15 protein-coding genes, 1 pseudogene and 1 riboswitch are annotated in these 20,214 nt (G+C 64.3%); of the genes and pseudogenes, 10 read left to right on the top strand and 6 right to left on the bottom strand.

The window, feature by feature from the left end; all coding sequences use genetic code 11:
• Positions 1 to 74 precede the first annotated feature (74 nt).
• Entirely contained in the window at positions 75 to 980 is a 906-nt protein-coding gene (locus tag FDP28_RS19480) for a LysR family transcriptional regulator (RefSeq protein ID WP_144663254.1), read from the bottom strand.
• Between the two features lie 93 nt (positions 981 to 1,073).
• Here FDP28_RS19480 and FDP28_RS19475 point away from each other — a divergent pair, with 93 nt between their 5' ends.
• Together FDP28_RS19475 and FDP28_RS19470 are read left to right on the top strand one after the other, a co-directional pair.
• Positions 1,074 to 2,102 (top strand): MBL fold metallo-hydrolase, encoded by a 1,029-nt coding sequence (locus FDP28_RS19475; protein WP_144663253.1) that lies wholly within the window; start codon positions 1,074 to 1,076, stop codon positions 2,100 to 2,102.
• Positions 2,103 to 2,131: 29 nt separating this feature from the next.
• Complete coding sequence (locus FDP28_RS19470; protein ID WP_144663252.1) at positions 2,132 to 3,460, top strand: MFS transporter; 1,329 nt, start codon at positions 2,132 to 2,134, stop codon at positions 3,458 to 3,460.
• Between the two features lie 48 nt (positions 3,461 to 3,508).
• Here FDP28_RS19470 and FDP28_RS19465 read toward each other — a convergent pair whose 3' ends face one another.
• Together FDP28_RS19465 and speB are read right to left on the bottom strand one after the other, a co-directional pair.
• Positions 3,509 to 5,212 carry a thiamine pyrophosphate-binding protein gene (locus tag FDP28_RS19465; RefSeq protein ID WP_144663251.1) on the bottom strand — a complete coding sequence of 568 codons (1,704 nt, stop codon included), beginning with the start codon at positions 5,210 to 5,212 and terminating at the stop codon, positions 3,509 to 3,511.
• Positions 5,209 to 6,264, bottom strand: a complete 1,056-nt coding sequence (gene speB / locus FDP28_RS19460; protein ID WP_144663250.1) for an agmatinase — start codon at positions 6,262 to 6,264, stop codon at positions 5,209 to 5,211. Before speB ends, FDP28_RS19465 begins: the two co-directional genes overlap by 4 nt.
• 218 nt (positions 6,265 to 6,482) lie before the next feature.
• Between speB and FDP28_RS19455 the strand changes: the two genes are divergently transcribed.
• Entirely contained in the window at positions 6,483 to 8,456 is a 1,974-nt protein-coding gene (locus tag FDP28_RS19455) for an APC family permease (protein WP_144663249.1), read from the top strand.
• Positions 8,457 to 8,459: 3 nt separating this feature from the next.
• Here the strand turns inward: FDP28_RS19455 and FDP28_RS19450 are convergent, their stop codons facing one another.
• Positions 8,460 to 9,035, bottom strand: a complete 576-nt coding sequence (locus FDP28_RS19450; protein WP_018777077.1) for a helix-turn-helix domain-containing protein — start codon at positions 9,033 to 9,035, stop codon at positions 8,460 to 8,462.
• 279 nt (positions 9,036 to 9,314) lie between these two features.
• On the opposite strand from FDP28_RS19450, the gene FDP28_RS19445 reads away from it, so the two are divergent.
• Positions 9,315 to 10,850 (top strand): sodium:solute symporter family protein, encoded by a 1,536-nt coding sequence (locus FDP28_RS19445; RefSeq protein ID WP_186313726.1) that lies wholly within the window; start codon positions 9,315 to 9,317, stop codon positions 10,848 to 10,850.
• A gap of 197 nt (positions 10,851 to 11,047) precedes the next feature.
• Positions 11,048 to 11,167: riboswitch (SAM riboswitch) on the top strand.
• A 16-nt stretch (positions 11,168 to 11,183) separates the two neighbouring features.
• Positions 11,184 to 11,522, top strand: coding sequence for a hypothetical protein (locus FDP28_RS19440; RefSeq protein WP_186313725.1), 339 nt, complete (start codon positions 11,184 to 11,186; stop codon positions 11,520 to 11,522).
• On the opposite strand, the gene FDP28_RS19435 is transcribed toward FDP28_RS19440, so the two are convergent.
• On the bottom strand, positions 11,519 to 11,710 hold the full coding sequence (locus FDP28_RS19435; protein ID WP_144663247.1) for a hypothetical protein: 192 nt from the start codon (positions 11,708 to 11,710) through the stop codon (positions 11,519 to 11,521). The two genes, FDP28_RS19440 and FDP28_RS19435, sit on opposite strands and share 4 nt — an antisense overlap.
• A gap of 259 nt (positions 11,711 to 11,969) precedes the next feature.
• On the opposite strand from FDP28_RS19435, the gene FDP28_RS19430 reads away from it, so the two are divergent.
• The 3 genes from FDP28_RS19430 to FDP28_RS19420 all read left to right on the top strand — a co-directional run bounded on the left by FDP28_RS19430 (position 11,970) and on the right by FDP28_RS19420 (position 15,159).
• A complete protein-coding gene (locus FDP28_RS19430) occupies positions 11,970 to 13,124 on the top strand; it encodes a VIT1/CCC1 transporter family protein (RefSeq protein WP_144663280.1) in 1,155 nt (384 codons plus the stop codon).
• An 86-nt stretch (positions 13,125 to 13,210) separates the two neighbouring features.
• Positions 13,211 to 14,104 carry a matrixin family metalloprotease gene (locus tag FDP28_RS19425; protein WP_144663246.1) on the top strand — a complete coding sequence of 298 codons (894 nt, stop codon included), beginning with the start codon at positions 13,211 to 13,213 and terminating at the stop codon, positions 14,102 to 14,104.
• 119 nt (positions 14,105 to 14,223) lie between these two features.
• Positions 14,224 to 15,159: a matrixin family metalloprotease gene (locus FDP28_RS19420; protein ID WP_144663245.1), complete on the top strand. Its 936-nt coding sequence runs from the start codon at positions 14,224 to 14,226 to the stop codon at positions 15,157 to 15,159.
• Positions 15,160 to 15,198: 39 nt separating this feature from the next.
• Here the strand turns inward: FDP28_RS19420 and FDP28_RS19415 are convergent, their stop codons facing one another.
• Positions 15,199 to 16,332, bottom strand: a complete 1,134-nt coding sequence (locus FDP28_RS19415; protein WP_186313724.1) for an LOG family protein — start codon at positions 16,330 to 16,332, stop codon at positions 15,199 to 15,201.
• A 208-nt stretch (positions 16,333 to 16,540) separates the two neighbouring features.
• On the opposite strand from FDP28_RS19415, the gene FDP28_RS19410 reads away from it, so the two are divergent.
• Both FDP28_RS19410 and FDP28_RS19405 read left to right on the top strand, forming a co-directional pair.
• Positions 16,541 to 19,447 (top strand): chitobiase/beta-hexosaminidase C-terminal domain-containing protein, encoded by a 2,907-nt coding sequence (locus tag FDP28_RS19410; protein ID WP_144663244.1) that lies wholly within the window; start codon positions 16,541 to 16,543, stop codon positions 19,445 to 19,447.
• Positions 19,448 to 19,828: 381 nt separating this feature from the next.
• A pseudogene (locus FDP28_RS19405) lies at positions 19,829 to 20,214 on the top strand (hypothetical protein); the annotation flags it as partial.

Raw genomic sequence — 20,214 nt, 5'->3', positions numbered from 1 at the left:
CCCCTTTTTGTTTGCCTAAAGCAACTATACCCCAGATTGATTGCTTTGGGAAACTAAAAGAGTACAGGCGGGGATCACTGCTCCTGCTGAGTCAGTTCCCGGGCTTCGGCAATGACTTCCTCCACGCGCCGCGGGCGGCTGACGCCGGGAGGGACCACCGCTACCAGTTCGTTCAGGGGCAAGGCGTCCTCGATCGGCACCAGCGCAACACGCGCCCCCGTGTACAACGACTCAATTCCGGGCCACACATTGGTTACTGAATAGGCACGCCCGCTCGCCACAATGCCCCGGATGGTTTGGGCAACGACACTGCGCCAACGCACCTTCGGTTCGATGCCCGCCGAATGGAACATCGCAATGACGCGCTCCGCGCTGGGCGGGACGTCGAACAGAACCACGTCCTCTTGCGCCAAATCGGCAAAGCGCAGGGACTTCCTTCCCGCGAGCGGGTGGTCCTCGGCGAGCATGAACTGTGGCCGGGATGCTGCCACCTTGAGGATTTCGACGCCGGGGATCGCCTGGAGTGAATAGATGAACGCCACGTCCAACTCCCCTTCCGCCACTGCGCGCTGGAGCTCCTCGGCATTCCCTTCCACGAAGTCGAGTTCAACCTCCGGCCACTTGGCGGCGAAGACCCGGATAAGTTCAGGGATCAGTCGCGGCGAGATCGCGATCATGCAGCCGATCACCACACGTCCACGCATGTCCTGGTGGGAACCGCGGAGGGCTCCTTGGAGATCAGCCGCCTCCCGGAGGATGCGCCGTGCCCGCACTCCGAGTTCGACCCCTGCCGGGGTTGGTTCAACGCGTTTGGCGCGGGTGCGGATCAACAGATCGAGGCCGAGGTTCTTCTCCAGTTGTGCGATGGCCATGGACGCAGCGGCCTGGGAGATATTGCTCTCGCTCGCGGCCTTGGTGAGTGATCCGTGGTCCAGGACCGCCACGAAATACTCCAGTTGCCGAAGCGTAAACTCACCCATCAGTTCTCCTTATGAACTTCTTTGAATTGATTGATTATACAAGTGACGTGTTCCAGACCACACTGGAGAAAAGCCACTCAACCAAGGAGAATCATGACGCCGTCGTCATCCCTGAAGCCGCACATCGTCACCCTCGGAACCGCTGGCGGACCGCGCTGGTGGGCGGCGGCCGACTCCGGCGAGCGGACCGGTATTGCCACCGCCGTGGTGGTGGGAGAGGCTTTCTACCTCGTCGATTTCGGCCAGGGCGCGGGACGGCGGCTCAGCCAGTCGGGCCTGGAGCTCAAGGACCTGAGGGCCCTGTTCATCACCCACCTGCATTCAGACCACGTGTACGACCTCGCCGGCTTGGGCATCTTCGGCCTCTACGCCTTGACCCACCGCACGGAGAACCCCGTGAAGATCATTGGACCGGGCAACCGCGGTGAGCTTCCCGCTGTGTCGCCGCGCGCCGTCGTCGCCCCTGAACCGCTGGCGCCGGAGAATCCGACGCCGGGCACCCGCCAGATGTTCGAACAACTCATGAAGGCCCACGCCACGGACCTCAACGACCGCATCCTGGACAGCCTCCGCCCGAGCCCCTTGGACATCTTCCATGCCGAAGACATCGAAGTTCCCGCCGAAAGCGGATACCACCCCAACAACAACCCGACGCCGGATATGGAACCGTTCGAGGTGTACCGGGACGAACTGGTCACTGTCACGGCGATCCTGGTGGAGCATCCGCCCGTAGCTCCCGCGTTCGCCTTCCGTTTCGACACCGCCGAGGGATCCGTCACGATCTCCGGCGACACGGCGTATACGCAAAACATGATCACGCTGGCCCAGGACACCGACCTGCTGCTGCATGAGGCCATTGATTTCGCCTGGGTTGAGTCGCTGTACGCGGACAAGACCGACGAATCCAGCCGGGCCTCCCGCGATCACCACTACAAGTCGCACACCAGCGTCCGCGACGCCGCGAAGCTCGCTGAGGTTGCCGGCGTCGGCCACCTGGCCCTGCACCACCTGGTCCCCGGTTCCGCCTCCGAATCCGTCTGGCAGGAAGCCGGCGAGCACTTCTCCGGGACGTTCACCATCCCCAATGACCTCGACACCATTCCGTTCGCCCGTCAGCGCTGACGAGCCAGAACCCCAACCTGAGGAAGAACATGAGTTCAGCACCAACAGCCCCGGACACAGGCGCTGCCACCAGCACGGAAACGTCCTTGAACACCAAGGACATGCGCCGCATCCTCGCCTCCAGCTTCATAGGCAGCGCCATTGAGTACTACGACTTTGTCCTCTACGCCACGGCAGCGTCCCTGGTGTTCAACAAGGTCTTCTTCGCCAACCTCGGCCCCGGCTTCGATTTGTTCGCATCCTTTGTCACCCTCGCCGTGGGATACATTGCCCGGCCCGTGGGCGGCCTCATCTTCGGCCATTTCGGCGACCGCCTGGGCCGCAAGCAAATGCTGGTTCTCTCCATGCTGATCATGGGCCTTGGCACCACGGCCATCGGCCTGCTCCCGACCACAGCCCAGATCGGCATGGCAGCTCCCCTGGCACTGGTGATCCTCCGCCTGGTGCAGGGCGTGGCTGTTGGTGGTGAGTGGGGTGGTGCTGCTCTCATGGCCATTGAGCACGCACCGAAGAAACACCGTGGGTTCGCGGCTGCCTTCGCGAACGCCGGCGGACCGGCCGGCGCTATCCTCGGGACGCTCGCGCTGTCCTTGTTCGCCGCGATCTCCGGCAAGGACTTCCTGGTGTGGGGTTGGCGTGTGCCCTTCCTGCTCAGCGCGTTGCTCATTGTGGTGGGCATGGTCATCCGTTTGAAGGTCGCTGAAACGCCTGCCTTCCAGCGCCTGGAAGCGGCCGGCGAAAAACGCCGGGTGCCGTTGCTCGATGTCCTGAAGAACAACCCCCGCGCGGTGGTCCTGGGGCTGCTGGCCACCACGTCGTTCTATGTTTGCCAGTCCATGACCACCGTCTGGGGCGTTTCCGTAGCTGTGGAGAGCGGCGCCGACAAGAACGGTGTGCTCAACATCAAGGCCGTCGCGGCGCTGCTGACGCTGGTGATCTGCTTCTACTCGGCCCGCCTCAGCGACCGGATCGGCCGCCGTCGGGTCCTCATCGGAGCCTCCGTCCTTGGCGCCGTGCTGGTCTACCCCATCCTGATGCTGATGAGCAACGGGGAGCTGTGGGGCTTCGCGGCAGCCATCATCCTGGGCAACGGCCTGGTGCAGGGCTTCCTCTATGGCCCGATTGCCGCCTACGTCGCCGAGCAATTCCCCACCCGCAACCGCTACACGGGCGCATCGCTGGCCTATCAAGGGGCTTCGATGATCGGCGCAGGCTTCACGCCGATGATCGTGGCCGGACTCAGCCTGGCAGCCGGTGGTGGCATCTGGCTGATTGCCCTCTTCTGGATCGCCGCGATGCTGGCGTCGGCCATCGCAGTCAAGGCAACCCCGGAAGGCACCAAGCGCGACCTCGACTGAACGCAGGAAGCCCCCGCACAAAACACTGTGCGGGGGCTTCCTTGTGTCCTAGTTGCCCAGGTGTGTGGGGCCGAACATCTTCAGCAGGGTTTCAACCACGACGACGTTGGGTCCGTCAGCTTCGAAGGACGCCTTGAGCGCGTCCCCCACGTCCTCCGGGGATACCCGGCGGGCCGGGACGCCGAAGGACTCGGCCAGTTTGACGAAGTCAGGGCGGGCGAGTTCGGTGGCCGTGGCCTGGCCGAAGGCACCAACCATGTATTCGCGCAGGATGCCGTAACCGCCGTCGTCCACGATCAGCCAGGTGACCGGAACGTTGTGCTGCTTGGCCGTGGCCAGTTCCGAGATGGAGTACATCGAGGAACCGTCACCGGAAACAGCCAGCACACGGCTCGGCTTCCCGGTTGTTTCCAGGCCTACGGCACCGCCGATTGCAGCCGGGAAACCGTAGCCCAGGCCGCCTGCGCCCTGGGCGGAGTGGAACTGGCCCTCGCGGGCGTCCCAGCAGGACCAACCCCAGTACGCGGAGATGGTCATGTCCCAGAACGTCTGCATGTCAGCCGGTACAGCCTCACGGATGTCCGACATGAACTTCAGTTCCTTGGCCAGGTCCTGTGATTCCAGGCGGGCCTTGACCTTGGCCAGGGAGTCTTTGACGACTTCCTCCGGGCTGCTGCCGTGCCAGTCGCGCTGGGTGGCGGTGGCAGCGCCGGCGGCACTGAGGGCTTCATCCAGCGCAGCCAAAGCCTGACCGGCGTCGGCACGGATGCCCAAGCCGGGACGGTTGGACTCCAGGACCCGGGGTTCGGCGTCGATCTGGATGATCCGGCCGCGGGGCTCGAACGTGAAGTAGTTCGAGGTCACCTCACCCAGGGACGAGCCGATCACGATCAGCACGTCCGCGTCCTCGAGGACGTCGGTCATGTACCGGTCCTCGATCCAGGACTGGAGGGACAGCTCGTGGTTCCACGGGAACGCGCCGTTGCCGCCGGGGGTGCAGATCACCGGGGCGCGCAGCTGCTCGGCAATGGAGAGCAGCGCCTTCTCTGCCCGGCCGCGGCGGGTACCGCCGCCGGCGATGATCGCCGGGCGTTCCGCCGTCGAAAGCCACTTCACTGCTTCACGGACCAGCTCGACGCGGGGCGGGTTGTCGAAGGCCTCGGCAAGGGCGTCCTCCACTGGTGGAACCATGATCGGGTCCAGCAGCACGTTCTGCGGGATTTCGATCCAGACCGGACCCTGCGGCGATGAAATCGCCTCGGTCCAGGCGTCCTGGATGGCCGAGGGGATGCCAGAAGCGTGCTGGATCAGGCGCTGGCTCTTGGTGACGTTCGCCGCCGAGGCCTTCTGGTCATCGAGCTGGTGCAACATGCCCTTGCGGCGCGCACCCAGACCATCCAACGGGATCTGGCTGGCCACCACCACCATCGGCACACCCGTGGCATAGGCCTCCTGCAGACCGGCCAGGGACGTCAGCGCGCCAGGACCGGTCGACAGGAACAACACCCCGACCTCGCCCGTCGCACGGGAGTACCCGTCCGCGGCGAACGCCGAGTTGTTCTCCACCCGGGAAGACACGAAGTGCAGATTGCCGCGGCCCATGGCGTCAAACAAGCCCAGCGCATGCTGGCCAGGGATACCGAAGACCGTCTTCGCGCCAAGCGCCTCAAGGGTCTCGACGACGAGGTCCCCACCATTGCGCTGGTTGGTGCCCTTGGTAGGGGCTGCTGTGCCGGGGTCGAAATCAATCATCGCTGCGTGGCCTTCGCCAGTTCCTCGATGCGGGCACCGAGGGCCTGCTGGGCATAGCCGTTCGGCGCGCCGTGGCGGTCACCTTCGACGGCGTTGTCCGCCATCAGGGTCACCAGTTCGTAGGCAACATGGCTTCCTGCCACGCCCGTGATTTCGGCGTGGTCATAGGCCGGGGCGACCTCCACGACGTCGGCGCCCACGAGGTTCATGCCGCGGAAGCCACGGATGATTTCCAGGAGCTCACGGCTGGTGATGCCGCCGGCTTCGGGAGTACCGGTGCCGGGTGCGTGCGCCGGATCCAGGACGTCGATGTCCACGGAGATGTACAGCGGGCGGTTGCCGATGCGGTCGCGGATCTTGGCTACGGTCTCGAGGACGCCCTGGTAGTAGACGTCAGCGGAAGTGACGATGCCGAAGCCGAAGCGGTGGTCGTCGTCGAGGTCCTTCTTGCCGTACAGCGGACCACGGGTACCGACGTGGCTGATTGCCTCGGTGTCCAGGATGCCTTCCTCGACGGCGCGGCGGAACGGAGTGCCGTGGGTGTATTCGGCACCGAAGTAGGTGTCCCAGGTGTCCAGGTGCGCGTCGAAGTGCAGCATGGCGATGGGCTCGCCGGCGCGCTCTGCGGCTGCGCGGAGCAGCGGGAGGGCGATGGTGTGGTCACCACCAAGGGTCACGAGCTTGCTGCCGTTGGCGGTCAGGTCCAGCGCGTTCTGCTGGATGGTCTCGATGGCCTCGTTGATGTTGAACGGGTTCACGGCCATGTCGCCGGCGTCGGCGACCTGGATGTTCTCGAACGGGCTGACGTCCCAGGCCGGGTTGTACGGACGGAGCAGGCGGCTCGCTTCACGCACGTGGTTGGCGCCGAAGCGGGCACCGGGGCGGTAGGAAACACCGGAGTCGAAAGGCACGCCGACGACGGTGACGTCGGCCTTGGATACCTGGTCCAGACGGGGAAGCCGGGCGTAGGTGGCGGCGCCGGCGTAGCGCGGAATGCGGGATGAATCGATGGGGCCGAGGTTGCCGTTGGCCTCAATACGGAGCTCTTCCAAAGTTGCGCCACTCCTTAGGTTGGTGGGTTTGAAACGGGGACTGTGACACCCATCATACACTCAAAGTTGCCTAATATGCATCACTTGTTTACATCTTCCCGGAGGCGTGAGATGCCGCTCACAGCGGGCGTAAAGATTCCATAAAAACCGGTGTTCCGGCGTCGGGCGCCACCATACGCTCCTTGCGGAAGCAGCACCGTGCTGCGCGAAAGGACACCGTGACCACCCTGTCGAGGCCTCCGGCCGATCCGGCCAACCGGCCCAAGAATTCCTTCAAGCTCAAGCCCTGGCTGCTGGAGGGAATGCCGGACACCTCAGGCAAGCGGCAAGGCCCCCACGGCCAGCCCTCGGAGTCGCACAAACCGCAGGCATGGTGGAAGGTCATGTGCCTCACGGGCCTGGACTACTTCTCCACGTTGGGCTACCAGCCCGCCATCGCGGCACTGGCGGCAGGGCTGCTCTCGCCCTTGGCCACGCTGCTCCTTGTCACGGCCACACTTGCCGGCGCGCTGCCCGTTTACCGCCGTGTGGCCAAGGAAAGCCCACGCGGTGAAGGTTCCATCTCCATGCTGGAGCGGCTGCTCCCCCGCTGGGGCGGCAAACTCTTTGTCCTCGCCCTGCTGGGCTTCGCGGCGACGGACTTCATGATCACCATCACGCTCTCAGCAGCCGACGCCACGGCCCACCTCATCGAGAACCCGTTTGCGCCTGAGTTCCTTGAAGGCCAGAACGTAGTCATCACCCTGGCCCTCATCGCGGGCCTTGGCATCGTCTTCCTCCGAGGCTTCAAAGAGGCGATCAACGTTGCGGTCGTCCTGGTGGGCGCCTTCCTTCTGTTGAATCTTGTGGTCATCGCCGTCTCCATCGGCCACGTCTTCACCGAGACCCGCGTCATCACGGACTGGTGGACCGCATTGACCACATCCCACGGCGATCCCATCATGATGCTCGCCCTGGCGCTGCTGGTGTTCCCCCGTTTGGCACTTGGGCTGTCCGGTTTCGAAACCGGCGTAGCTGTGATGCCCCAGATCAAGGGCCACCCCTCGGATACAGAGGCGAACCCGGCCGGGCGCATCAAGGGTGCGCACAAGCTCCTGACCACCGCCGCGATCATCATGAGCTCATTCCTCATCACCTCCAGCTTCACCACTGTCATGCTGATCCCGGCCGCCGAATTCGAGCCAGGCGGGAAGGCCGACGGCCGCGCACTGGCGTTCCTCGCCCACAGGTTCCTTGGTGACGGCTTCGGGACCATCTACGACATCAGCACCATCGCCATCCTATGGTTCGCCGGCGCCTCCGCCATGGCCGGGTTGCTGAACCTTGTCCCGAGGTACCTGCCCCGCTACGGAATGGCACCTGCCTGGTCACGGGCACTGCGCCCGCTGGTTCTCGTTTTCACGGTGATCGCCTTCATCGTGACCATCATTTTCCAGGCCGACGTCAACGCCCAAGGCGGCGCCTATGCCACCGGCGTCCTGGTCCTGATCACCTCGGCATCCATTGCCGTGACACTATCGGCGCGGCGGAAGAAGCAGCGCGCACAGGTGATCGGCTTCGGCATCATTTCCCTGGTATTCATCTACACCACAGTGGTCAACTCCATCGAGCGGCCCGACGGCCTCAAGATCGCCGCACTCTTCATCCTGGCGATCCTGGTGGTCAGCTTTATCTCCCGCATGCGACGGGCCTTCGAACTGCGGGCCACGCACATCAAGATGGACCAAAAGGCCCTGGAGTTCACGGCCAACAACTCCGATGGACCCGTCCGGATCATCGCCCACGAACCCAAGCGCTTCAGCGCCGACAGATACCGGGAGAAGTTGCAGCATGCCCAGCAGGCCAACCACCTCCCCTTGGACTGCGACGCCGTGTTCATCGAGATCATCGTGGACGACAGCTCGGACTTCGAACAAGAGCTCCAGGTGGTGGGCAAGGAACGGCACGGCTACAAGATCCTGGAAGTCCACAGCAACAATGTGCCCAACACGCTGGCCGCGGTGCTCCTGCACATCCGCGACGTCACCGGCTTCATGCCGCACATCTACTTCCGCTGGACCGAGGGCAACCCCATCTCCAACCTGAGCAGGTTCCTGTTCTTCGGCGAAGGTGAGATCGCCCCGGTGACCCGCGAGGTGCTCCGGGAAGCCGAGCCGGATATCACCCGGCGCCCCTGGGTCCACGTGGGCTAAGCGCTACCGGCTTGCTGCCGGTACCAGCACCCAGAGCACTTCAACGGTCTCGTCCGTGGGGTTGATCCAAGTGTGGGGTTCACGGCCGGGGAAGGAGAGTGTGTCTCCTTCCTCGAGGTCGTACTCCTCGTTGGTCAGGATCAGCTTGATGCGGCCCTTCACCACGTGGAGCACGTCAACATCGCAATCGACGGCGTAGAGCTCGTTCTCACCGCGACCCCGGGGCTCGATGGTGGCCTGCAGGATCTGCAGGCGCCGCTCGGAGCGGGCAGTCAGCAACCGTTCCACTATTCCCTGGCCGCCCAAGGAAATCCTGGGGCCGTCGTCGCGCCTGGTCAGATGGGTCTCCGGTGCCGCGAAAAGGTCACCAACAGAGACGGAAAGCACCTGGCAAAGGGTTACCAAGGAAGCTACCGACGGCGAAGTCAGGTCGCGCTCCACGCGACTCAGGAAGCCCTTGGTCAGACCGGTCGCGTCAGCCACCTGCTCAATGGTGAGTCGCTGCGCTTGCCGGGCCGCGCGGATTCTGGAACCGATCGCAACGGGAACATTGCTCGGTTCAACGGGTAGAGCCTTCATTCACGAACCTTTCAGGCCTGTCATGTGGCCCTGTCATTGGAGCAATAGTAGCCGGGAGGCACGTAAACAAGGCCACTGCCGACGTAACCAAGTCCAAAGGATCTTGACTGTTACTCCGATCACAACATATCCTCAGAGGCAACAAGTGTTGTCTGTGAGGCACACAACACCTCCCCAAGCTCCAAACACAATCTCCAATCGTCAGCACGGAGACTTCGACGCCCTGCAGGAGTATCGTCGAAAACCCCAACCTCCGTGCATCAGCTCCAAGGACCATTCATGGAATCTTCGGCTATTAACATCGCAATCGTGGTGGTGTACCTGCTCGCCATGCTGGCGTTCGGCTGGTGGGGCAAGTCCCGCACCAAGAACAACAGCGACTTCCTGGTGGCCGGCCGCCGCCTTGGCCCCTTCCTCTATACCGGCACGATGGCCGCTGTTGTCCTCGGTGGCGCATCCACCGTGGGCGGCGTGGGTCTCGGCTACAAGTTCGGCATCTCCGGCATGTGGCTCGTGGTCGCCATCGGCTCCGGCGTGCTGCTCCTGAGCCTCCTGTTCGCCGGCACCATTCAGCGATTGAAGATCTACACGGTCTCCCAGATGCTGAGCCTTCGTTACGGCAGCAAGGCCACCCAGACGTCCGGCATCGTGATGCTGGCCTACACGCTGATGCTGTGTGCCACGTCCACCGGCGCCTACGCCACCATCTTCGTTGTGCTCTTCGACTGGGAACGCTGGATGGCAATCGCCGTCGGCGGCGCAATCGTCCTGGTTTACTCCACCATCGGCGGCATGTGGTCCATCACCCTGGCTGACCAGGTGCAGTTCCTCATCAAGACCGTGGGCATCTTCTTCCTGATGCTCCCGTTCGCTTTGAACGCTGCCGGTGGCATGGACGGCATCCGTGCGCGCCTGGAGGACAGCTTCTTCCAGATCGACGGCATCGGCACCCAGACGATCATTACCTACTTCGTCGTCTACACACTCGGCCTGCTGATCGGCCAGGACATCTGGCAGCGCGTCTTCACCGCCAAGACCGCCAAGGTAGCCCGCTGGGGTGGCGCCACGGCCGGCGTCTACTGCATCCTCTACGGCATCGCCGGCGCATTGATCGGTCTGGCAGCCCGCGTTGCACTGCCCAACATCGACGTCGCCAACCTCGGCAAGGACGTGGTGTACGCCGAGGTCGCTACCCACATCCTTCCCGTCGGCATCGGCGGCCTTGTCATGGCAGCAGCAGTCGCAGCCATGATGTCCACGGCATCGGGCGCCCTGATCGCCGCCGCAACAGTGGCGCGCGCCGACGTCGTGCCTTTCGTTGCCAGCTGGTTCGGCAAGAACATCAACACCGATGACACCGAGAACCCCGAGCACGATGTCAAGGCAAACCGCTACTGGGTCCTGGGCCTCGGCGTCCTCGCCGTGCTTATCTCCATGGCCGCGCAGGACGTGGTTGTCGCCCTGACCATCGCCTACGACATCCTGGTGGGTGGCCTGCTGGTCGCCATCCTCGGTGGCCTGGTGTGGAAGCGCGGCACCGGTATCGCAGCTGCCTGGTCCATGGCGGTCGGTTCCGTGCTGACCCTGGCCCTGCTCATCATGTACGCGGTTGGTGTCATCCCCAGCGAAGACGGCGTTTACGCCAATGAGCCCATCTACTGGGGACTTGCTGCCTCGCTGGTGGTCTACGTCGTGGTCTCCCTGCTGACCCCGCCCACGGACGCAGCCGTCCGCGAGGCCTGGGACAAGCGCGTTGCCGGAGCCATCTCGGAGGAACTGCCGCCGGAAGTACACCCGGTAGGCAGCAACAGCTAAGCAAGCAATACACGACGGCGGTGCCGCCCCTTTGCGGGGCAGCACCGCCGTTTTGCGTTCCCGGCCCAAAGAGCGCAGAGCAGGCCTCACAACGCACGGACCCCCACGTTGGAAGGCCCACTCTGCGCGTCAAACCCCACCCAAAGAGCGCAGAGCGGGCCTCACAACCGGGGGAAGGTGCGGTAGGGTTGTCCCAGCTTCAAGAGATGTGGCGCCAAGCTCCGACTGGCCATGCACCAACCCCATGTTCACGGGTGGTTCGGATGAGGAAGCGGCCCGTCCCGGACCTGAGACAACCGAGCGGGCAAGAGCACTCTCCACAGGAGCAACCCCGTGCCGTACCACGAGCCGAGCCACACGCAGCCGAGCCACACGCAGCCAAGCCACCATGAGCCGGCCACAGCCCGTAGCACCCCCGCCGCAGCCAGCACGGCAACCGTCAAGGTGATCCCCGCCGTCGACCTTTACCGTGGCACGGTGACCATACTGGCCCGGAACCAGAACCTGTGTTTCCGGCATCCACAATCGCGGGAGATCGCCGCAGCGCTGGCGCAGGCGGTCCGGCCTTCCACGTGGTGTGAGGCTTCGGGGACGCTGACGGTCACGGTAGCCGCGTCGGGCAAACGGGAAGGCCGGCCACGCACCTTTATTCTCAGCAGGGAAAGCGCCTAGATTTCCTCGTCCTCCTCGCGGAAGTCCTCGGTCTCATCGATCGGCACCACCCGTTCGTCGTCTTCGGGGGCGTCCACTTCCTCGACCCAGGGCTCGTCCACTTCCTGGTCTTCGGCGTAGTCGTAAGCCGGGTCCGACTCGATGGTCGTGCGTTCGGGGTAGTTCGAGTGTGATTCGGTGGTGTCCATGCTGCTACCTCCGTCTCGTGGGCCCGCGGGAGCCCGGTGGCCAAATGCGGGTTGATGAAACCCGCCCCTGTCCTTCCATCTGAGCACCCGGGCAGGCATGGGTCAAGGCCCGCAAAACGGTACAGGCGACGCCCGAAATTACGGTGCACCGAACATTCCAGCTAAGGAATACCAGCCAAAAAACCCCGCCGATAAGCGGTAGTGTGGGGCGTGCAATGGGGCCGCAACTACCCCACCAAGCACAGGAGATAAAGTGCAGATGCACCAGGAATCCCAGAGTCCGTCGAGCCCCGCTCCGGATCCCACCCCCGAATCATCGGAATCCCAAGGCACCGCCACGCCCTCGGCGTCGGACATCCGGCGCTGGCGGCAATACCTGGCCGATGAACGGGCCGAAGCCGCCGTGTACCGCGAACTGGCCCAGCGCCGCGACGGCGAGGAACGCCAGATCCTGCTGGCCCTGGCCGAAGCAGAGGGCCGGCACGAGGCCCACTGGCTCAAACTCCTGGGCGACCAGGCCGGGATGCCCAAAGCAGCGTCGGCCCGCAGCCAATTCCTGGGCTTCCTGGCCCGGAACTTCGGTTCCGTCTTCGTCCTTGCCCTGGCACAGCGCGCGGAGGGCCGCTCTCCGTACGGCACCGAACCCGCGGCGACGCCCGCGATGGTTGCTGACGAGCAGATCCACGAGGAAGTCGTCCGCGGCTTGGCCACCCGGGGCCGCAACAGACTCTCGGGCACCTTCCGTGCAGCAGTCTTCGGCGCCAACGATGGCCTGGTGAGCAACCTCTCGCTGGTCATGGGCATGGCCGCCACGGGTGTACCGAGCTCAGTGGTGCTCATGAGCGGTGTGGCCGGACTCCTGGCAGGTGCACTGTCCATGGGCGCCGGCGAATACGTTTCCGTCCGCTCCCAACGCGAACTGCTCAACGCCACGCTCCCCACGCAGGCGACACTCACCGCGGCCCCGTCATTGGACATCGACCACAACGAACTGGTGCTCGTTTACCTGGCCCGTGGCATGACCCGGGAGGCAGCCGAGCACCGGGCCGCCGAGCGCATGGGACTGTTCAGCTGCGACTGTGATCCCAGCCTTTCCCTGCAGCCCGAAAAACCGGTCACCGACGAGCACGAATCCGTGGGTTCTGCCTGGGGCGCGGCGATGTCCAGCTTCTGCTTCTTCGCCTCGGGCGCCATCGTGCCCATCCTCCCGTTCATCTTCGGCATGACGGGCATGGCCGCCCTCCTGGTGGCCGGCATTCTGGTGGGAGTCGCACTGTTGGCGACCGGCGCCGTCGTCGGCTTGCTGTCCGGGACGTCGCCGCTCAGCCGTGGTCTGAGGCAACTGGCCATTGGGCTCGGAGCAGCAGCTGCCACCTACGGCCTCGGGTTGCTGTTCGGCGCAGCGATCGTTTGAGTTTGGACGGCTGCGCCGGCAGACCGTAATGTTGGTTCGTCCTCCGCGCTGCCCTGCGTGACCAAGGGCATGAGGAACGGAGAACCGTGGACGCGGAGCGGGAAACAACGCAGGTGCCGAGGCACCGGCACAAGGGGTCAGGTGGTCGTTTCCTCCGCGTCCTGCTCGTGGCCATCGTTGCCGCACTGGCAGCGGTCCTGGTCACGGGGTTCCTGCACGGCGACCCCCGCATCACGTCGCTGTTTCCGGGCGTCAACGTCCCGGGCAGCCCCCAGATCGGAAAGCCCCAGCCCACCGCGGCGCGCGTCCCCGACGCGCCACCGCCAGGACTCGAGGAAGCGGATGCCCCGCTGGCCTCGCCAACGGCGCCCGGCACCACGAACGATTCGTACAAGTTCCTGGCGACCAACGACGACGGCACTCCCGTTGGGTACTCCCCTTGCCGCCCGCTGCACTACGTGGTGAACAACGCCACCGCGCCGCAGGGAACCGACCAACTCCTGGCCACAGCGATTGCCAACATCTCGGCGGCCTCCGGCATCCAGTTCGTCAGTGATGGAACTACCGATGAACAACCCGCAGACAAGCGCGAGCCCTACCAGCCCAACCGCTACGGCGACCGGTGGGCTCCCCTGCTGATCTCCTGGACCACTCCCGAAGCAGCGCCTGCGCTGGAAGGCAAGGTCATCGGCACCGGCGGAAGCACAATGTATTCACTGGACAAGGGCCCCAAGAGTTACATCACAGGGAGCCTGGAACTCGACACCCCGCAGATCGCCGATCTGCTCTCGGAGCAGGGGGGCGCGGACTATGTCCTCGCCGTCATGCAGCATGAACTGGGACACGTCATGGGCCTGGATCACGTGGACGATCCAATCCAGCTCATGTATCCCGAGATAGGCGCACCCGATGGACTGGCCGCCGGTGACCTGAATGGTCTCCACCTCCTGGCCTCAGCTCCTTGCCGCAAGGATATCTAGCGGATCTCGTCACGTGATACCGGCGCCATGGACTCCGGACCCTGCTGGACCTATGCTGACGGATACGGCCGACGGCGACGCCCCACCGCTCGTCCGCGGCCTCCACGTCAGGGGGTTCCATGGAACCTTATGGGTCGTCCAAGTGGCCGGACCCGGATCCTCCCCGGCCCGGTTTCCTTCCGCCGTCGTCAGGTCCGCGCGAACCACCTGAGCCCCGGCCGCCCATCAAGCACAGCAGCGTCGCCGCCATTTTGTTCCTGCTGGGGATCCTGGGGCTCGTCTGCGCCGGCGCTTTTTTCGGCGGCGAACTGCAACAGTTCCTGTACGGATCATCGGATACGCAAAGCCAGCCGGCCCGCCCCGGACTGGCACCTTTCGGGCAACGGGATGATCCCTTGCCCGGCCGGGAAGAAGCGGATGCACCACTCGGGACGCCTCCGCCTGTGGTCCAAGCCAGCAGCTCGTACAAGTTCCTGGCCGTCAAAGAGGACGGAACACCGCTTGCCTATTCGCCCTGCAGGCCCATCCATTACGTGGTCAATTCGGACTTAGCTCCGGCTTCCTGGCAGGTCTTGGTCGAGAAGGCCGTCCAGCAAACCAGCAATGCCACCGGCTTGAAGTTCATCTACGACGGGCCCAGCTCCGAGATCCCCTCCCCTAACCGTTCCGGCTACCAACCCGCCAGGTACGGCGATCGTTGGGCGCCTGTACTCATCGCGTGGAGCACACCGGAACAGGTTCCGCGCCTGACCGGGCAAACCGTGGGCCTGGGCGGGAGTTCCTCCATCGGCCTGAGCAACGGATACAAGGCGTACGTGACCGGGACGGTGTCGTTGGATGCCCCGCAGTTCGCCGGCATTGTGGACACCCCGGACGGGGACGAAATCGGCGTCGCTGTCATCATGCATGAACTGGGCCATCTGGTGGGTCTGGACCACGTGGACGATCCCCGCCAGCTCATGTACGGCCAGGCATCCTGGGTCCGGCACTATGCCGCCGGTGACCTGACGGGCTTGGCCAAGCTCGGTGCCGGACCCTGCAGCAAGGACTTTTGAACGGGTGCGCGTACTGCCGCCGCTCACCCGAGTACCCGCTCACCCCGTCAGGACCGCGAGCGCCTCGTCCACGGTATCCACCAGGAAGATCCGCTCCGCCATGGGCTTGCCCGATGCGAGGCTTTGCAGCATCGGCCAGGCCGGGAAGGTCCCTTCCCAGTGTTCGCGCCCCACCAAAACCATGGGCGTGATGGTTTCGGGTGCTCCGTAGTAGTTCTCGCAAGCGTCCTGGAAAATTTCCTGTACCGTTCCTGCGGCCCCGGGCAGGAACACGATCCCGCCGTTGCAAAGTTCCAGGAGGATGGCCTCCCGGATGGCATTGGCAAAGTATTTGGCAATGTGGGTGGCGAACAGGTTGGGTGGCTCGTGCCCATAGAACCAGGTGGGGATGCCCAGCGTCGGGGTACCGTCGGGATAACGTTCGACGACGGCCGCCGCCTTCCGCGCCCAAGCCGTCACCGAGGGCCTGAACCCCGGCACCTCGGCGAGCGAACCGACGGCGGCTTCCAGTTCGGCGTCGGGCCGTCCGCTGAAGTACGCCCCCAGGTTGGCCGCTTCCATGGCACCCGGGCCTCCCCCGGTGGCGACGGCGAAGCCGGCCCGCGCGAGCAAACTTCCCAGGCGGGCGGCGTCGGCAAACTCTTTGGAACCGCGCTGGGCCGCATGGCCGCCCATGACTCCCACGATCCTGCTCCCGGCGAAAGCTCCTTGGTCAAGTGCCTCGTCCAAGGCATCGCCTATGGCGTGGTCGTGCAGGGCGGCGGCGAGGGTCGCGTCCAGGCTTTTACGCTGGCCGGGCAGGATGCTCCACTGGTAGACCTGCGCGTCGAGGGTGGCCTCGTACTCGGTTCTTGGAATGTCCGGATAGAGTTCCGCCGGGGTGTAGAGACTGCCACGGTACGGATCGAAAGGTATGCCGTGCAGCTTGGGGAAGATCAGCGCACCGCGGCTTCGCAGGCTGTCCTCTACTCCGGCGTCGAAGGTGCAGCCAAGGAAGATCGCCCCCTGGGGGTCCATGGCCTTGAGCTGGCGGGAGTACCCCCGAAGGTCCAGCGATTGCGCGTGCCAGCCGTGCATTGAGACGGCCCCGGCACCAAGCAAGCGATCGAAGTGAACCACGCTTTCGACGTCGAGTGTTCGAGGGCTGGGGTTCAACGCTGCGGTGCGGTTCATGGAATCAGCGTAATGGCCACGGGATCCGGTCCGCTGGGATTCGACGATGGTCCGAGCAAGACCCTAGCCATGGTGATGATCCAAGGAGTACAGTAACCATCACTGCTTCACTTCCATTTGGTGGAGGAAACGCAGTACCCAACTGAATGACGTCCGGTGGGCGTCGCAAATTTGCCGGCTGGGGGGCCCAACATCTGCTCGAGGAGCAATGGTTGTGGACCGTCCAAAATACGCTCGGCGTCGTCGTCAGTTTCCCCTGTTTCGTACCCGCAAAATCCTTGGCCTGCTGCTGGGCTCATCTGTTGCCTTCTCGGCACTGACCGTGGGAATCGCCGCCCCTGCTTCGGCAGCGGTTCCGCCTTGTCCGGGCACCGGAGGTGCCATGCAGGTTGTGGCCCACACCGATGATGACCTGATTTTCATCAGCCCGGATTTCATGCGGGACATCCAGGCCAAACGCTGTGTGCAGACCGTCTACACCACAGCCGGTGAGGCAGGCGAGGGCCCTGCCTACTGGAACAGCCTCGAAGCCGGAATCCGGGCAAGCTACTCCAAAATGGCCGGCGTCGCCGATGCTTGGACCACCTCCGACGCCGGCATACCCGGGCGTCCCCTTACGCTTCAAACATTAAACGCGGCGCCGAACATTTCGGTTGTTTTCATGCGGCTTCCGGACGGCTTCCCGGACGGGACGGGCAGCAACCGTTACAACGGCCAGAGCATCCTGAAGTTGTGGGATGGCAGGCTCAGCTCCATCCGCCCGGTTGACGGTGCGGCAGCCTTCACCAAGAGCCAATTCCAAACGACGTTGAACCAGCTTGTGGCCAATTACAGACCCACCACCTTCCGCACCCAGGATTGGACGGGCAGCTACCAGAACCCCTACGACCACAGCGACCACTGGGCCACGGCAAAGTTTGCCCAACTGGCCAGCAGGGCCTACACCGGTCCCCATACTGCGTCGGCCTATGACGCGTATGTGATCGACGAGTATGCCCAGAACGTCACCGGCGCAGATTTGACCAACAAGGTCAACACTTTCGTGCGGTTCGCCGACTTCGACAAGTACCTCTGCGGGAGCCCCTGTCCGGCACCTCCCTACAGTGACTGGCTCAAGCGGCAATACATCACTGCCATTGAGTGGACGGGCAACGCCGCCAAGTCAGCAGGCACCACTGTCAGCGCCTCCTCGCAGAGGGCCTCGGCTCAGAGCCCCGAAAAGGCTCGCGACGGGTACGCCTGGGGCACGCCCATGGATGCTGGCCGGGAGTGGGTGACCAACGGCGGAAAAGCCGGCAGCTGGATCCAATACAACTTCTCCCCCGCCAAGACCATCAACGCAGTGACGCTGTTTGACCGGCCGATCCTCAGCGACCAGGTAACCGGCGGAAACCTGGCCTTCTCCGATGGCAGCGTTGTGCCTGTGGGCGCCCTGCCCAACAACGGCTCGGGGCTGACTGTAAACTTCCCGGCCCGAACCGTCACCTCGGTCCGCTTCAACATCAGCTCAGTCAGTGCTTCAACCACCAGCGTGGGTCTGTCCGAGTTCGAGGCCCACATCACTGCCGATGTCATCGCGCCGGAAGTAACTGCGACACCCGCAGGCGGAACGTACGACATCGGGCAAAAGATCACACTGGCCGCGAATGAGCCGGCAACGATCTACTACACCGTTGACGGCACCACCCCCACCACGGCCAGCGCCAAATATGCCACTCCCATCACCGTGAATGGTCCGCTGACGCTGAAGTACTTCGCTGTGGATACTGCCAACAACACGTCGGCCGTTGTCACCCAGAACTACGCCACCGGCCCTGACGTCACCAAGCCAGTGGTGACGGCCAACCCGACAAGCGGTCCATACGCTCCTGGCACCACCATCACCCTGACATCCAATGAGGCAAACTCCGTCATCAAGTACACCAAGGACGGCAGTGATCCCCTGGCAGCAGGCGTGGTGTACTCCGCACCCATTGTGTTCCCGGGCCCGGATCCGATGACCCTCAAGTTCTTCGCCACGGATCCTGCTGGCAACGTATCGGACGTCGTCACGCAGACCTATACCGTCCCGCCGGACACCAGGGCGCCTGTGGTGACGGCCAGTCCGACCAGCCGGGCACTGGCCAGCGGGGCGACCATCACCCTCTCCGCCGATGAGCCGGGCGCCAGCATCTACTACACCACCGACGGCAGCACCCCGACTGCCACGGTATCTGCAACGAACATCTTGTACTCCACGCCGATTGTCATGGGGACGACGCAACTGAACCTGAAGTACATCGGAGTGGATACGGCAGGGAACGCCTCGCCCGTTGGAACCCAGACGTACACGGTTCCCGCAGCCGGTCCGCCGTCGTCCCATGACTTCAACGGTGACGGCAAAGCAGATGTCCTGTCCTCCGACAGCGCCGGCAACCTGTTCCTCTATCCGGGTAACGGCGCCGGCGGACTCGGCCCGCGGCAGACGGCGCTTCCGGCGCCGGCATGGTCAACCATCACCGACATCATCACCCCCGGTGACTTCAACAAGGACGGCAAGCCGGATCTGCTGGCCCGTGGCGGAGATGTGCTGTGGTTCTACCCGGGCGACGGCGCCGGCAGCTTCGGCGCACGGGTCCAGGTGAGCATCGGGTGGACCACCATGAGCCAGCTGTTCTCCCCCGGCGACTTCAGCGGCGACGGCATACCGGATGTCATCGCCCGGAGGAGCAGCGGGGATCTGCGACTCTACGAGGGCACAGGGAGCGGCGGTCTTCGTACACCAACCACCATAGGAACCGGCTGGAATGTTATGAATGCAATTCTGAGCACGGGGGACTTTAATGGAGATGGTACGACGGATGTGCTGGCCAGGCGCGCGGATACAGGCGCCCTCTGGCTCTACCCGGGCGACGGAACCCGCGGATGGCTCCCCTGGAAGCAGATCTCCGCAGGTTGGGACAACCGAACATTGATCGCAGGACCCCGGGACCTCGACGGCGATGGCAAGAACGACGTGATCGGCCGGATCGGCGACACCCTGTGGCTCTACCCAGGCAGCGGCAGCGGGACCCTGAGCAACGTCCCACCCACCAGCCTGGGTACCGGTTGGCAAGCCATGACGATAATCGGCTAGCCAACCCCAAAAACCTGGCGCGGGTCGGAGTTTTCCCCCAGACTCTTCGGCCCGCGTCAGCTATGTCCTCCTTTTTTCGCGCTCTTGGTGGGGGCACGCGGGGTTGCGCGGGGGCACGTGGTGTTGCGCGGGCGCACGTGGTGTGTCGCGACGGGTACCGGAAGCGCGTGCGACGGCGGTACTCGACACTGCGCGCTTGGCTCACGCCGGCGCGGGGCTGGGTTGGGGCCGAGTGCTGGGTTGGTATCTCGGGTGGCGGTTCAAGGGTGCCGGAGCAGGCCGCGGCCCCTGCGGCGCTTCACGTTGTCCACATAGGGTGGTTTGTCCACATACGGGGGTTGTGGGCTTATGGGGTTTCTGCCGGGGTGACAGTCTTGATTCATGGATGGAACGGGACGGCTTGTTGCACCCGGGACGGTGTTTCCCGGTCGCGGAGAAGCGCCCTTGGTGGGCCTTGATGAAGCTATGAGGGCCTCCCCTGTGCTCGGCCCGCCCACCGCTGGCTCCGCCGGATCCCTATCCGCGGATCATCCAGACGGTGCCCGCATTCTGCCCCGGCTTGATGACGCGGATGCGAGCAGCGTGGCCCCCGGTGGGTCTGCCCCAGAGGTGGGCGCTTTCCTTGATGATGCGGTGGAGGCGGTGGCCGGTTTGCGGGGTGCTGCTGTGGCGGATGCCCGGTTGTTCGGATTCGTGGAGGCGGCGGATTTCGCGGGCAGGGTCGAGGAGATCTCACGGGTCCTTGAGTACGTTCAGGTGATTGCGGC

Source organism: Paenarthrobacter nicotinovorans, assembly GCF_007670255.1.
In the GTDB taxonomy this organism is placed as follows: domain Bacteria; phylum Actinomycetota; class Actinomycetes; order Actinomycetales; family Micrococcaceae; genus Arthrobacter; species Arthrobacter nicotinovorans_B.
Note: the sequence above shows the minus strand (reverse complement) of the source record. Positions and strands in the feature narration are given on the sequence as shown.

Bases quoted from the DNA above. Each gene is read 5' to 3' on its own strand.
- FDP28_RS19415 (WP_186313724.1), bottom strand. From the start codon at position 16,332: ATGAACCGCACCGCAGCGTTGAACCCCAGCCCTCGAACACTCGACGTC.
- FDP28_RS19450 (WP_018777077.1), bottom strand. From the start codon at position 9,035: ATGAAGGCTCTACCCGTTGAACCGAGCAATGTTCCCGTTGCGATCGGT.
- FDP28_RS19410 (WP_144663244.1), top strand. From the start codon at position 16,541: ATGGTTGTGGACCGTCCAAAATACGCTCGGCGTCGTCGTCAGTTTCCC.
- FDP28_RS19430 (WP_144663280.1), top strand. From the start codon at position 11,970: ATGCACCAGGAATCCCAGAGTCCGTCGAGCCCCGCTCCGGATCCCACC.
- FDP28_RS19445 (WP_186313726.1), top strand. From the start codon at position 9,315: ATGGAATCTTCGGCTATTAACATCGCAATCGTGGTGGTGTACCTGCTC.
- FDP28_RS19435 (WP_144663247.1), bottom strand. From the start codon at position 11,710: ATGGACACCACCGAATCACACTCGAACTACCCCGAACGCACGACCATC.
- FDP28_RS19465 (WP_144663251.1), bottom strand. From the start codon at position 5,212: ATGATTGATTTCGACCCCGGCACAGCAGCCCCTACCAAGGGCACCAAC.
- FDP28_RS19475 (WP_144663253.1), top strand. From the start codon at position 1,074: ATGACGCCGTCGTCATCCCTGAAGCCGCACATCGTCACCCTCGGAACC.
- FDP28_RS19420 (WP_144663245.1), top strand. From the start codon at position 14,224: ATGGAACCTTATGGGTCGTCCAAGTGGCCGGACCCGGATCCTCCCCGG.
- FDP28_RS19480 (WP_144663254.1), bottom strand. From the start codon at position 980: ATGGGTGAGTTTACGCTTCGGCAACTGGAGTATTTCGTGGCGGTCCTG.
- FDP28_RS19470 (WP_144663252.1), top strand. From the start codon at position 2,132: ATGAGTTCAGCACCAACAGCCCCGGACACAGGCGCTGCCACCAGCACG.